Annotated in this window: 10 protein-coding genes; 5 read left to right on the top strand and 5 right to left on the bottom strand. The window is 34.8% G+C overall.

Annotated features, from left to right (window positions below; all coding sequences use genetic code 11):
* Positions 1–139 precede the first annotated feature (139 nt).
* Positions 140–802 carry a 3,4-dihydroxy-2-butanone-4-phosphate synthase gene (gene ribB, locus OZP12_RS06150; RefSeq protein WP_281228167.1) on the top strand — a complete coding sequence of 221 codons (663 nt, stop codon included), beginning with the start codon at positions 140–142 and terminating at the stop codon, positions 800–802.
* Positions 803–804: 2 nt separating this feature from the next.
* Positions 805–1,377 (top strand): Crp/Fnr family transcriptional regulator, encoded by a 573-nt coding sequence (locus tag OZP12_RS06145; protein WP_281228166.1) that lies wholly within the window; start codon positions 805–807, stop codon positions 1,375–1,377.
* Positions 1,378–1,449: 72 nt separating this feature from the next.
* On the opposite strand, the gene argS is transcribed toward OZP12_RS06145, so the two are convergent.
* A complete protein-coding gene (argS, locus tag OZP12_RS06140; protein WP_281228165.1) occupies positions 1,450–3,228 on the bottom strand; it encodes an arginine--tRNA ligase in 1,779 nt (592 codons plus the stop codon).
* A gap of 351 nt (positions 3,229–3,579) precedes the next feature.
* Between argS and OZP12_RS06135 the strand changes: the two genes are divergently transcribed.
* Positions 3,580–5,919 carry a TonB-dependent receptor gene (locus OZP12_RS06135; RefSeq protein ID WP_281228164.1) on the top strand — a complete coding sequence of 780 codons (2,340 nt, stop codon included), beginning with the start codon at positions 3,580–3,582 and terminating at the stop codon, positions 5,917–5,919.
* A 281-nt stretch (positions 5,920–6,200) separates the two neighbouring features.
* Here the strand turns inward: OZP12_RS06135 and OZP12_RS06130 are convergent, their stop codons facing one another.
* Positions 6,201–7,208, bottom strand: a complete 1,008-nt coding sequence (locus OZP12_RS06130) for a 3-oxoacyl-ACP synthase III family protein (protein ID WP_281228163.1) — start codon at positions 7,206–7,208, stop codon at positions 6,201–6,203.
* A gap of 279 nt (positions 7,209–7,487) precedes the next feature.
* Between OZP12_RS06130 and OZP12_RS06125 the strand changes: the two genes are divergently transcribed.
* The gene (locus tag OZP12_RS06125) at positions 7,488–9,899 is read left to right on the top strand and encodes an alpha/beta hydrolase family protein (protein ID WP_281228162.1); all 2,412 of its coding nucleotides are present in this window, start codon (positions 7,488–7,490) and stop codon (positions 9,897–9,899) included.
* A gap of 63 nt (positions 9,900–9,962) precedes the next feature.
* Here the strand turns inward: OZP12_RS06125 and OZP12_RS06120 are convergent, their stop codons facing one another.
* The 3 genes from OZP12_RS06120 to OZP12_RS06110 form a co-directional block, all read right to left on the bottom strand.
* Positions 9,963–10,907 (bottom strand): ABC transporter ATP-binding protein, encoded by a 945-nt coding sequence (locus tag OZP12_RS06120; RefSeq protein WP_281228161.1) that lies wholly within the window; start codon positions 10,905–10,907, stop codon positions 9,963–9,965.
* A gap of 129 nt (positions 10,908–11,036) precedes the next feature.
* Positions 11,037–11,720 carry a YiaD family glycine zipper/OmpA-like lipoprotein gene (locus OZP12_RS06115; protein ID WP_281228160.1) on the bottom strand — a complete coding sequence of 228 codons (684 nt, stop codon included), beginning with the start codon at positions 11,718–11,720 and terminating at the stop codon, positions 11,037–11,039.
* Between the two features lie 17 nt (positions 11,721–11,737).
* Positions 11,738–12,247, bottom strand: coding sequence for a lipocalin family protein (locus tag OZP12_RS06110; protein ID WP_281228159.1), 510 nt, complete (start codon positions 12,245–12,247; stop codon positions 11,738–11,740).
* A gap of 168 nt (positions 12,248–12,415) precedes the next feature.
* Here OZP12_RS06110 and htpG point away from each other — a divergent pair, with 168 nt between their 5' ends.
* On the top strand, positions 12,416–14,302 hold the full coding sequence (gene htpG / locus OZP12_RS06105; RefSeq protein ID WP_281228158.1) for a molecular chaperone HtpG: 1,887 nt from the start codon (positions 12,416–12,418) through the stop codon (positions 14,300–14,302).
* Positions 14,303–14,461 lie beyond the last annotated feature (159 nt).

Raw genomic sequence — 14,461 nt, 5'->3', positions numbered from 1 at the left:
ACCTTTATTTAAAAACTTATATAATACGCAAAACCATTTTTTGACTTATATCAAAGTTTTGAAATTGAAACGCCTTTAGATTTGCGCTTTACAATTGCAACAATAAATTATTTCAAAAATATTAAAAATCATAGCCAAAATGATAATTACAACATCACATCCATTGGAAAAATTCGGAATTACAAGTCAAGATCGTATTGAAAAAGCACTGGAACAATTGCAAAACGGCAAAGGAATTTTATTGATTGATAATAAAAACAGGGAAAATGAAGGTGATCTAATTTTTTCTGCCGAAAACTTAACTGTTAAGGATATGGCCTTGATGATTAGGGAATGTAGTGGTATTGTTTGTCTTTGCCTGACCAATGACAAAGCCGATGAATTGAACCTTCCTTATATGGTTAAAGAAAATACGAGCAATTACCAAACCCCTTTTACAATTTCAATCGAAGCAAAAGAAGGAGTCAAAACAGGAGTTTCGGCAACTGACCGAGTAAAAACAATCCAAACGGCATGCGCAGCAAAATCCTCTGCATCTGATTTAGCAAGGCCTGGTCATATTTTTCCACTACGAGCAAAAGACAATGGTGTTTTGGAAAGAGACGGGCATACAGAAGGTAGTATTGATTTAATGAAATTGGCAAATTTAAGACCTCAAGCGGTTTTATGTGAGTTGATGAATGCTGACGGAAGCATGGCTAAACTAGACGAAATCATTAATTTTGCTGAACAGAACGATCTCGTAGTTTTATCTATCGAAGACATTATCCACTACCGAAAATTCATCAGAGATTACAATTAAATATGATTTACGAACAACTTGGCTATTATATAAAGAAAAATATTAAAGTTTCTGACGAAGATTTGAATACGATTATTTCTTACTTCAAACCCTTAAAACAAGACAAAAATGATCTACTACTTTCACAGGGACAAATTAGTCAGTGTACTTATTTTGTAAGCAAAGGTTGTTTAAGAATTTATTTTATTAATGAAGAGGGAAAAGATGTCACTCGGTATATTGCTTTCGAAAACCAATTAGCAACCGCTTTGGTAAGCTTTATTACCGGATTGCCTTCAACAGAATATATACAGGTAATTGAAAAATCAGAGCTTTTGTATATCTGTCACGAAGATTTTAATCATTTGATAAACATTATGCCGCAATGGCGGGAATTCTATTGCAAATATCTCGAAAAAGCATATGTAAATAACACAAACCGGCTGATGTCTTTTACAACTATGAATGCTTTAGAACGTTATAATCTACTGCTAAAAATAAATCCAACAATTGTAAAAAGACTTCCAAATAAGATTGTTGCCTCATATATTAACATTTCACAAGAAACTTTAAGTCGATTAAAATCTAAGATTTAATTACAAATAAAAAGCCCCCAAACAGCATTTCACTTTTTGGGGACATTTATATTAATTTTAAGCTTTATAAAATTACATTCTCTCCGGAACATTTATCCCAAGTAAACTAAAAGAATCAGCAATAACATCTGCTACTTTTTTGGACAGCTGTACTCTGAATGTTTTTTTAGCTAAATCAATTTCCCCAAGTATGGAAACAGCCTGGTAAAAAGAATTGTACTCACGCACTAAGTCATAAGTATAATTGGCAATCAAAGCCGGGCTGTGATTATTGGCCGCGTTCTGAATCACCTCAGGGAACAATTCCAATTGTTTTATCAATTCTTTTTCCTTTTCGTGCATCTCGACTACGCTCGATATTACATTTAGATCAAAATCGGCTTTTCTTAAAATGGATTGAATTCTGGCATAAGTATATTGAATGAAAGGTCCTGTATTTCCAGCAAAATCAACCGATTCTTCTGGATTAAACAGGATTCTTTTCTTTGGATCCACTTTCAAGATATAATATTTAAGTGCTCCAAGACCAATTGTATTGAATAGTTTTGCTTTTTCATCAGCAGAATAACCGTCCAATTTTCCTAAATCTTCAGAAATCTTTTGAGCTGTTCCGGTCATTTCATTCATTAAATCGTCGGCATCTACAACGGTTCCTTCTCTCGATTTCATTTTTCCCGAAGGTAAATCTACCATCCCGTATGATAAATGGAAAAGATTTGAAGCCCAGTCAAAACCTAATTTTTTCAGAATCAAGAACAATACTTTAAAGTGATAATCCTGCTCGTTTCCTACGGTGTAAACCATTCCGCCAACATCCGGCATATCTTTTACACGTTGGATTGCAGTTCCAATATCCTGCGTCATATAGACTGCAGTTCCGTCTGAACGCAATACAATTTTACGATCCAATCCTTCATCAGTCAAATCAATCCAAACCGAACCATCAGGGTCTTTTTCAAAAATACCTTTGTCCAATCCTACCTGAACAACATCTTTACCCAACAAATAAGTATTGCTTTCGTAATAATAACTGTCAAAATCAACCCCAAGGTTTTTATAAGTTGTTCCAAAACCATCATAAACCCATTGGTTCATCTTTTTCCAAAGCTCGATAATTTCTGGTTTTCCGCTTTCCCAATCCAAAAGCATTTTCTGTGCTTCAAGAATGATTGGCGCTTGCTTTTTCGCTTCTTCTTCGGTTTTTCCTTGTGAAATTAATTGATTTATTTCATCCTTATACGCTTTATCAAAAGCCACATAATAATTCCCAACCAATTTATCACCTTTCAAACCTGTGGATTCGGGAGTTTCTCCGTTACCGAATTTTTGCCAAGCCAACATTGACTTGCAAATATGGATTCCTCTATCGTTGATGATTTGGGTTTTATATACTTTTTTACCGGAAGCTTTTAAAATTTCGGCAACCGAATAACCCAATAAGTTGTTTCTAACGTGGCCTAAGTGCAATGGCTTGTTTGTATTTGGCGAAGAATATTCCACCATCACCGCCTTATCATTTGCCGAAGGCGTAACAAACCCATATTGATTAACATCTTTGATTCCATTAAAGAAATTCAGATAATATTGGTCGGCAATCACAATATTCAAAAATCCCGAAACCACATTAAAACGGGCTACTTCGGCAACATTCTCTACCAAATAATTTCCAATTTTATTTCCTAATTCAACAGGATTGCTTTTTACCACCTTCAATAACGGAAAAATAACCATCGTGATATCGCCTTCAAACTCTTTTCGCGTGGCTTGAAACTCAATTTTATCAATGGTTACATCAAACAAAGTCTGAATTGCTTTTTCTATAGATGGGGTAAGAATATTGGATAATGACATGGATACTTGATTTTTTTAAGTGTGCAAATATAGGGCTTATTCGCTAAATATCGAAAGTGAATAACTACATTCTGTTTTTCACTGTTTAATAGAAACTATTGGATTATATATTATTCAAAACAATCTTCAAATTATGCCCATCTTCAATCACAAAAAACAGGAAAACACTACAAAACTAAATATTTTTCAAAAAAATTTTCTGCTGACAAACCTTTAAAAATCAAAGCTTCTCAACGAAATCCAAAAGCAAAGTTTATTTTTCGCTAAAAAAAAGTGTTACAAAAAGAAGATAAAATAGTCTTACATACAATCATCATCAAAATAATCAATCACAAAAAGTTAAAACAAAACATGAAATTCAAACTATTTACATTTTTCCTATTGAGCATTATAGGAATCGCAAATGCCGAAAACCCGGGAATCATTTCGGGAAAAGTAACAAACAAAACAACAAAACAGCCTGTACAATTTGCTTCAGTAGTTATAAAAGATGGTCCAAAAGTAGTTAGCGGTGTTGTTGCTGACGAAAAAGGAAACTTTCAGATTAAAAACCTGGAATTAAAAAAATACACTTTAGAAGTAGAATTCATTGGATATAAAAAATACGCTACTTCTTTAGAATTGAGTTCATCAAAAAAAAGTTCCTCTATCGAAATCGTTTTGGAAGAAGATATTACAGAACTCCAATCGGTTGATATTGTCAAAGAACATTCTATAATCGAACAAAAAACAGACCGAAAAGTTATCAATGTAGGCAAAGATTTGTTGAGCGCAGGAGCGACTGCTGCCGAAATCATGAACAACATTCCTTCGGTAAGTGTTGATCCACAAACCAACGCGATAAGCCTTAGAGGAAACTCAAACGTTAGGGTGTTTGTAGATGGCAAACCAACTACAGTTAGTGCTTCTCAATTATTGCAACAAATTCCGTCAACGTCAATCAAACAAATTGAATTGATTACCAATCCTTCGGCAAAATACAATCCGGAGGGAATGAGCGGAATCATCAATATCGTTTTGAATAAAAATGCAAAAATTGGCTTTAATGGAAGTGTAAACAGTGGTGTTACTTTTGGTGAAACTCCAAAATCAAATTCGTCTTTTGACATGAATTACCGTAGCGGAAAAGTGAATATGTACGCCAACTATGGTTTAACAACTGGAAAAAATCACAACCACGGTCAAATAAATACAACTGAACCGAATGATTTGAATACCCAATATTTTGATCTTTCGAATAGAAACACTTCGCACTTGGCCAAAGTAGGACTTGACTTTTATTTGAATGACAGCAATACTATCTCGATCTACACAACACAAAATATCAACGGTTATAAATCAGAATCCAAGGTAAATGTAAATTATGTCGATCCTGCAAAAACTGATATTTACCAATTGTTCAACAGCGACAACGATAATTATACACAAACCTATAATTTAGATTACAAGAAAAATTTCAAGAAAGAAGGACATACTCTTGAATTTGAAGGTAATTATAGCAACAACGACAATACCGAAGACAGTCAGTACAATACTCCGCCTGCTCAAAATGATATTACGAACAAAGGTGAAAATGTTTTACTTAATTTAGATTACGTAAACCCATTAAGTGAGACTGTAAAATTGGAAGCCGGACTTGAAACCCGAATTGAAAACACCAAAAACAATTTCTTATTGAACGGTGCTTATAATTCGAATTTCGAATATCAAAGAAATATTTATTCAGCCTACACCACTATTGCAAAAAAATGGACAAAATGGAACGCTCAAGTTGGTGCCCGTTTTGAAAAATACACTGCTGATGCGTTATTCAAAAAAGTGAATGAAGCCGATGGTAAGTTCAATGACAATTTGTTCACAATTTACCCTTCCGGATTTGTGACCTATACTCCAAACGATAATGATTCTTATAATTTCAGTATCTCAAGACGTGTGGACAGACCAGGTATCGATCAGGTAAACCCAATTCGTCAGTGGAGCACGCCTTTGATCGACTCTCAAGGAAATCCGGAATTACTTCCTCAATTCACCAATTCGATTGAAGTAAATTACACCCGAAAAACAAAAATCGGTTCTATTACTTCAGGAGTATTTTACCGTCAAATTAACGACGAAATTAACAGAACCCTCACTGAAAACCCAAACAATCCACAAAAACAAATTTTATCGTACGCCAACATAGGCGACAACCACGCTTTCGGATTTGAAGCTTCAGCAAATTTAGACTTTACGAAATGGTACAGTGCCAACATCAGTTTTGATTTGTACAACAAAATCACCAAAGGATATGTTGAAACCGATTATGTGGAAGTTGATGTTACTACTTTCAATTCTCGAATTAGCAACACGTTCAAAGCCAGTAAAAATTTACGTTTCCAATTGACAGGAATGTACCGTGGCGAAGATTTGACATTGCAATTTCTAAGAAAACCAATGTGGAAAATAGATGCCGGTTCCAGTTTAACAGTCCTTAAAGGTAGCGGAACCATAACTGCCCGTGTAAGCGACGTATTCAACACGATGCATTTTGCATTCGATGCAACAAAACCAAAAGCACAAAACGGAGAATTCCACTGGGAAAGCCAAACAGCTTACATAGGATTCAATTACCGATTTGGAACCGGTAAAAACAGAGCGATTCAAAGAAAAGAAAGAGATAAAAACGAAACCCAAAAAAGTGGTGGATTTTAAAATCTAAATCATTTTTTGGAGCAGAAACAAAAGACATTTTTTGCCGGCATTGGTCCCGCTTTCCGCTACAATCTCCCGAAAAAAAAAATCGGGAGGATTTTCGCTTTAATCGGGGCTAAAAGAAAGCATTTGGCTTTTTTGCCATCATTTAAAAAAAATGAATTAAAAATTAGTTTTAATAAATAGATTGCCAAAAGAAGAAACCCCAGAGAATGCCAACTCTTGGGGTTTTTTATTGTTTATTATAGTTATATCTAATTCTTAATCAGCACGTAAATAATTTACCATTTTATAATGGCGCTTGCCCAGGTAAAACCACTTCCGAAAGCAGCCAATACGACCGTATCTCCAGATTTTATTTTTCCCTGTTCCCAAGCTTCGGTCAAAGCAATTGGTACAGAAGCTGCAGTTGTGTTACCATACTTCTGAATATTATTGAACACCTGATCGTCATTCAAATTGAATTTCTTTTGTATAAACTGAGAAATTCTCAAATTAGCCTGATGTGGAATCAACATATCAATATCCGAAACCTGCAGATTATTAGCTTCCAATCCTTCGTTGATTACTTCAGCAAAACGAACCACCGCATTTTTGAAAACAAATTGTCCATTCATATAAGGGAAATAACTTTCATCATTTGAATCATTATCAGCAAGAATATCAGTAACCCAACGGCCTCCCATTCCCGGTGCCTTAAGTACCAGTTCTTCGGCGTGAATCCCTTCTGAATGCAAATGTGTTGACAAAATCCCTTTGGTCAAATCTTCCTCTCTGCTCAAAATAGCAGCTCCTGCCCCATCTCCAAAAATAACCGAAACACCTCTTCCTCGCGTTGTCATATCCAATCCCGTAGAATGCACCTCCGAACCTATCACCAGAATATTTTTATACATTCCTGTTTTGATAAATTGATCGGCTACAGAAATGGCATAAACAAAACCCGAACATTGATTTCTCACATCCAAAGCTCCAACTGTTCTCAATCCTAAATCACGCTGTACCAAAACTCCCGGCCCTGGAAAATAATAATCCGGACTTAATGTTGCAAAAACCACAAAATCGATATCATCTGCAGAAACTCCTGCACGTTCCATTGCAATTTTGGCAGCCTTCACTCCCATTGAGGTGGTAGTATCTTCACCCCTAATAATATGTCTTCTTTCCTGAATCCCCGTTCTTTCCTGAATCCATTCGTCACTTGTTTCGATAATTTTAGTCAAATCATCATTGGTTACTACATTATCTGGGACATAATAGCCCAATCCCGTTATTTTTGAATGGTACATATTTTTATTATTTTATTAAAATGAAGGTAACGAATTTAAATATTTCAAAAAAAATTTGATCACAAATTACTCATTTTTTGACAATATTTAATTTCTTTTTTTAAGAGCTTTTCCTTTGATTACTATTTTTTCAACTGACAAAAAACTACAGCAAAAATCTTGAAGTTCTCGTAACTCAATTTCAGTTCAAAACACTAAAAAAGCTATTTTTGTTCTAAATGTAACAAAAATGGTTTGTTTCGACATATCGACTATTACTAATCAAAATATTTTTACTCTATGAAATTAAGAATTCCCTTGTTGGCATTTCTATGTATAGGCTTATCTTCATTGGCACAAGAAAATCTAAGCTACCAAAAACCCTCCAAATCAATACTGGATTTAGCTGATTACCAAAGAGCTCCATCGGTTTCTTTAGACACCAAAAAAGAATACATGCTATTGAGTTACAGGCCCACTTATAAATCTCTTGATGATCTAAATCAGGAAGAAATGCGTTTGGGAGGTTTAAGGATCAATCCTATAACTAATATTTCAAGCACTATAACCTACATCAACAATATCAAACTTAGAAAGGTTGTTGACAAAAACGAAATACAGGTTACGGGTTTACCATCAAATCCACGAATAAGTAATATAATTTGGTCCCCAAACGAGAAAAAAATTCTTTTTTCAAACACTGCCGCCACAGGAGTTGAAATGTGGGTTTTGGATGTTGCATCTGCTAAAGCAACCAAATTGACTGATGCAACTTTAAACGCAAATCTAGGGACTCCATATAGCTGGTTTACTGACAATGAAACTGTTTTGGTAAAAATGTTGCCTAAAAACAGAGCCGCATTATTAGATGCAAAAAAAGACTTGCCAACCGGGCCAATCATCTCAAATTCAACTGGTACTAAATCACAAAACAGGACTTATCCTGATATGTTGAAAAACAAAAATGATGAAATCAATTTCGAAAATATCATTACATCTGAACTATATAAAGTTACTTTAGACGGAAAAGCGACTTTATTCAAAACTGCAGATATGTATGCTGGAGAAAGAATTTCACCTGACGGAAATTATTTGATGGTCACAACCATTCAAAAGCCTTTTTCATATATCGTCCCAATAAATCGTTTCCCTTCAAAAACGGTTGTTTATGACAAAAATGGAAACGAAATAAAAACAGTTAATGAAGTCCCGTTGAATGAAATTATGCCAAAAGGCTTCATGGCAGTACGCAAAGGAAAAAGAGATATGGGCTGGAGAAATGACAAACCTGCCACATTATATTATGCAGTAGCCTTAGACGAAGGAGATCCGGCAAACAAAGTAGATTTTAGAGACGAAATCTTTTCATGGGAAGCCCCTTTTACGGCAGACGCTACATCATTAGTAAAAACACCACAGCGTTATAGCTACATTATTTGGGGAAATGAAACAACTGCTGTTATCTCAGATGAATGGTATGACACTCGAAATACCAAGACTTACTTGATAAATCCATCAGATCCGAATCAAAAACCAAAAGTTATTTCGGACAGGAACTCACAAGACATTTATTCGGACCCAGGGAATTTTGAAACCAAAAAAAATCAATACAATAAAAATGTATTAGCAATAGAAAACAATAATGCATACCGCATTGGAGATGGTTTTACCAAAGAAGGTCAATTTCCTTTTATAGACGAATTTAATCTAAAAACGCTACAAACAAAACGCCTTTACACTTCTCTTTACAAAGACAAAAAAGAAGACTTACTTGAAATTGAAGATTTTAAAACCGGAAAAGTATTAGTTCAAATTCAGTCAAAAAATGAATACCCAAACTATTATTTTAGAAACATCAAACAAAAAAACAGCTTAACTCCCATTACCGCTTTTACAAACCCATTTGAAAGCATTAAAAATGTGAGCAAAGAAGTAATCAAATACAAACGAAAAGACGGAGTTGAATTATCCGGAACGTTATACTTACCTGAAGGTTACGACAAAGTCAAAAAAGAAAAATTACCTTTACTAATTTGGGCATATCCGGCTGAATACAAAGACAAAAACAGTGCTGGGCAAAACAGTCAAAACCCTAATGAATTTACATTCCCTTATTATGGTTCATTTGTATATTGGGTGACAAAAGGATATGCTGTTCTTGATGATGCGTCCTTTCCAATCATTGGAGAAGGAACTACAGAACCGAATGATAATTTTATCTCACAATTAGTCGATGATGCCGAAGCCGCAATAAATGCTGTAAATGCTTTAGGGTACATCAATACTAAAAAAGTGGCTATTGGCGGACATTCCTACGGAGCCTTTATGACGGCAAATTTATTAACCCATTCCAAACTTTTTGCCTGTGGTATAGCAAGAAGCGGTGCCTATAACAGAACCTTAACCCCATTTGGTTTTCAAAGCGAACAGCGTAATTACTGGGAAGTCCCCGAAGTGTACAATACAATGTCTCCCTTTATGAGTGCCGATAAAATGAAAACACCTATGCTTTTAGTTCACGGCGAAGCTGATAATAATCCGGGCACTTTTACTTTGCAAACAGAACGTTATTTCCAAGCTCTAAAAGGATTAGGTGCGCCAGTGCGAATGGTAATATTACCTAAAGAAGCGCATAGTTATGTTGCCAAAGAAAACATTTTGCACCTATTATGGGAGCAAGACCAATTCTTAGAGAAATATTTGAAAAACTAACTGAATAGAAAAAGGGATGGCTTAATAATAAACTATCCCTTTTTTTATTTGCAAAAAATATACTTAAATAATTTTCAAAACTACTTCCTGATTAACTTCCAAAGCAGATTCATGTTCAAAGAAAATGACTTTCTTATCAAATACAGCTTTGATCAAATAGCGGCTTCCCTTAAAAAAAGACTGCTTGGCAACAGCTTTTATCGAACCACTTGGATCCAATTTCAATTGGTGTGGATACAATAAAATAATTTCATCCTCACCATCAATAGGCATCAATTGAGACAATTTCAGTTCATTCACTTCGCCAAAAAGAGAGGCAACATATTTATTCAAAGGATAATTATAAACATCAGCTGAAGGTCCTTTCTCGATAATTCTGCCTTGATGCAAAACTATCGTTTCATCCGAAAAAGAAAGAGCATCTGTACTATCATGGGTCGCAATAAAAGTAGTAATTCCCTTTTTCTTCAAATAAGCAAAAAGGTTTCTGCGCAAAGCATTTTTTCTAAAATTATCGATATGGCTAAACGGTTCATCAAGCAACAAAACTTCCGGTTCGAGTGCCAAAACTTTCGCCAATGCCACTCGCTGTTGTTGTCCACCACTTAGTAATTTGGCTTTTACATTAGCATATTCTGTCATTTCAACCATTTCCAGTAATTCCTGAATACGTAGTTTTTTTAAAGGCAAAAAACCATTGGAAAGAAACTTGCCCACGTTTTCGGCTACCGTTTCATAAGGCATCAAATCAAAATCCTGAGCCAAATATTTCATAAATGGCATCCCTGGAATCAAATTAAATTTTGGTCCCAAAATCTCCTTTTCGTTATAGAAAATCTGCCCCTCATTTAGGTCGTACATACCATAAATAAGTTTTAAAAGGGTACTTTTTCCACAACCACTTTCCCCAAGAATTGCAATATTCTGACCTTTGGAAACTGTAAAACCAACGTTTTGGATAATGATTTTTTCGGTATAACCGAATGAAATATTTTGAACCTGAAGCATTCTATATCATTAAAATTTGAGAAAACAAATATAGTTTCTTTACCAAAAAAAATATGTTGATAATTCATTTATATCCAAAAAAAAACTGCTTCGTAATAAAGCAGTTTTTTTTAACATTTTTAAATATCATTATTGTCCTTTTTTGGCATCTTCAATCATTTTTTGATTGGCAGTAATAGCAAATTCTACACGACGATTTTGACTTCTTCCTTCTGGTGTATCATTTGTTGCAATTGGATCAGCAATTCCATGACCTGATGTTTTGAAACGGCTGGCTACTAAACCTTTTGAAATCAAATAAGCTTTTACCGATTCGGCTCTTTTTTGTGAAAGGGTCAAATTATATTCCGGTTTTCCGGTACTGTCAGTATAACCAAAAATTTCAATATTTGTATCACCGTATTCCTTAAAAACTGGAACCAATTTGTCCAAATTAGCCTTTGCCTGAGCAGTTAAAGTTGCTTTATTCAAATCAAAACGAACGGCATCTTCTTTAAGAACCAAACGAATTCCTTCCCCTACTCTCTCCACATCGGCACTTGGAAGCGCTTCGTCAATTTCCCTAGCCTGTTTATCCATGTTGTGCCCAATAATTGCTCCTGTTCCTCCGCCAATCGCAGCTCCAATTGCAGCACCTCCTGCAGTACCAATCCCGGTATTGTTCCCAATAATTGCTCCAATAACTCCTCCTGCAACAGCTCCAATCCCTGCTCCTTTTTGGGCATTATTGGCGTTATTCACTGATTCACAACTTGTAAAAAGAAAACTTAATACTAATAAAGTGCTAATTCCTAAAATTGCTATTTTTTTCATCTTTGTCATATTATAAATTAGTTAACTCTTTGAAATTGGTAAACAACATCGGTAGGTTTACTTCCTACATTTATTTTATCAATCAATTCAAATGAAGTTTCAGTTTGGTTTCTAACTCCTAGAACAAAACCAGTTTTTACTTTTTTAGATTTTAATCCTTCGTCCAAAATTTTCAGTACAAACTGTCCTTCTTTATTTACATACCAAGTAATTTCAGATGTAAAAGCTGAACAATCAGGACTGTTCAAAGTCATGTTTCCTTTGTTGTTATTTGAAATGAATTTCCATGTACTGCCTATGAAACATTTTGAATCCGCAAGATTAAAAGAATTCACTTTGATATAATTAGATCCAGGGTAAGAGACATTGGTAATCTGCCAATTTCCTTTTATTCCAACTTGGGAAGTCTTGTCTAATTTTGTCATGGGAGCATTTGAAACCGGCTCTGGTGCTGCTGGTGCAGTGGACGTGGGTTTGCATGCAAAAACCAAAAAGGCCATTGTGCACATCAAAAGAATTTTCCTCATTTTTATTACGATTTTAAATTAATGTAAGTGCAAAGATACGTATCAAATCCATAATTTTTGACTTTATATACATAATTTCCTTACGACAATTTGTCATTCTTACAACAATTGGTACTCTATTTGAAAGATAGTTTTACCAATTGTAAAACCATTAATAAAGATAAAAACATGACAACAGGTAAAATTAATGTTTCGGTTGAAAACATCTTTCCTTTAATCAAAAAGTTCCTTTACAGTGACCACGAAATTTTCTTGCGTGAATTGATTTCAAACGGAACTGATGCGACTTTAAAATTAAAACACCTTACTAGCATTGGTGAAGCCAAAGTCGAATATGGTTCTCCGATTATTGAAGTTAAAATTGACAAAGAAGGAAAAAAAATCCACATTATCGACCAAGGTATAGGGATGACTGCCGATGAAGTTGAAAAATACATCAATCAGGTAGCTTTTTCAGGAGCTGAAGAGTTCTTGGACAAATACAAAGATTCCGCAAAAGACTCAGGAATTATAGGTCATTTTGGACTTGGTTTCTACTCTGCTTTTATGGTTGCCGAAAAAGTGGAAATTATCACTAAATCTTACAAAGACGAACCTGCAGCTCATTGGACATGTGACGGTAGTCCTGAATTTACATTGGAACCGGCTGACAAAACTTCCAGAGGAACTGAAATTATTTTACACATTGCCGAAGATTCCCTTGAATTCTTGGAAGAATTTAAAATTTCAGGCTTGTTAAATAAGTATAACAAATTCATGCCTATTCCAATTAAATTTGGAACAAAAACAGAAACACTTCCAAAACCTGAGGATGCACCAGAAGATTACAAGCCTGAAACTATTGAGGTTGACAATATCGTTAACAACCCAAATCCGGCTTGGACAAAACAGCCTTCTGACTTAACTGACGCTGACTACAAAGATTTCTACCGCGAAATGTATCCAATGCAGTTTGAGGAGCCATTATTCCATATTCATTTGAATGTAGATTATCCTTTTAACTTAACCGGTATTTTATATTTCCCAAAATTAAGCGGAGATCTTCAAATTCAGAAAGACAAAATCCAATTGTACCAAAATCAAGTATTCGTTACTGACAATGTAGAGGGAATTGTTCCTGAATTCTTGATGATGCTTCGTGGTGTAGTTGATTCTCCGGATATTCCTTTGAACGTTTCCCGTTCAGGATTACAGGCTGATGGTGCGGTTAAGAAAATTTCCAACTACATTACTCGTAAAGTTGCCGATAAATTGAAATCTCTATTCAATGAAAACAGAGAAGATTTCGAGAAAAAATGGAACGACATCAAAATCGTTTTGGAATACGGAATGCTTTCTGAGGATAAATTCTACGAAAAAGCCGGCGCATTTGTATTGTACCCAACTGTTGATGACACTTATTTCACTCTTGATGAACTGAAAGAGAAAATAAAAGAAAATCAAACTGACAAAGACGGAAAAATTGTTGTTTTATACGCAGGAAACAAAGAAGCGCAACATTCATATATCGAAATTGCAAAAGACAAAGGATACGAAGTATTGCTTTTGGACTCACCGATTATCTCGCATTTAATCCAAAAAATTGAAGGTGACAACAGCGGCTTACATTTTGTTCGTGTGGATTCTGACCATATCGATAACTTAATCAAGAAAGAAGATAATGCTGTTTCCAAATTATCTGATGAAGAAAAAGAAAGTCTAAAAACCGTTCTTGAAACTATCGTTCCTAAACAAACCTATACCGTACAACTTGAAGCTTTGGACAGCGAAGCAGCTCCGTTTATCATTACACAGCCAGAATTTATGCGTAGAATGAAAGAAATGAGCCAAACCGGTGGTGGCGGAATGTTCGGAATGAGCAATATGCCTGAAATGTACAATTTGGTTGTTAACACCAATTCGGATTTAGCTTCTAGCATTTTGAACAACAAAGACAAATCAGCTCAGGAAAGTTTGGTGAAACAAGCTTTGGATTTGGCCAAATTGTCACAAAACTTACTAAAAGGAGAAGCGTTGACCGCTTTTGTAAAAAGAAGTTTTGAATTGATCAAATAATCATTTTTCCTTTTTTCAAAGGAAAAATCCAAACCTGCAAGCTCCAACTTGCAGGTTTTTTTATTGCCAAAAATCATCATTTTTCAATACTAACTTCAAAGAACGACAAAGCTATTTATTGTAAAATAAGCAATTACACATCATTTTTTGTTGTTTTTT

This window comes from Flavobacterium aquiphilum (genome assembly GCF_027111335.1).
Classification (GTDB): domain Bacteria; phylum Bacteroidota; class Bacteroidia; order Flavobacteriales; family Flavobacteriaceae; genus Flavobacterium; species Flavobacterium aquiphilum.
This window is presented reverse-complemented; position numbering and strand designations above follow the sequence as displayed.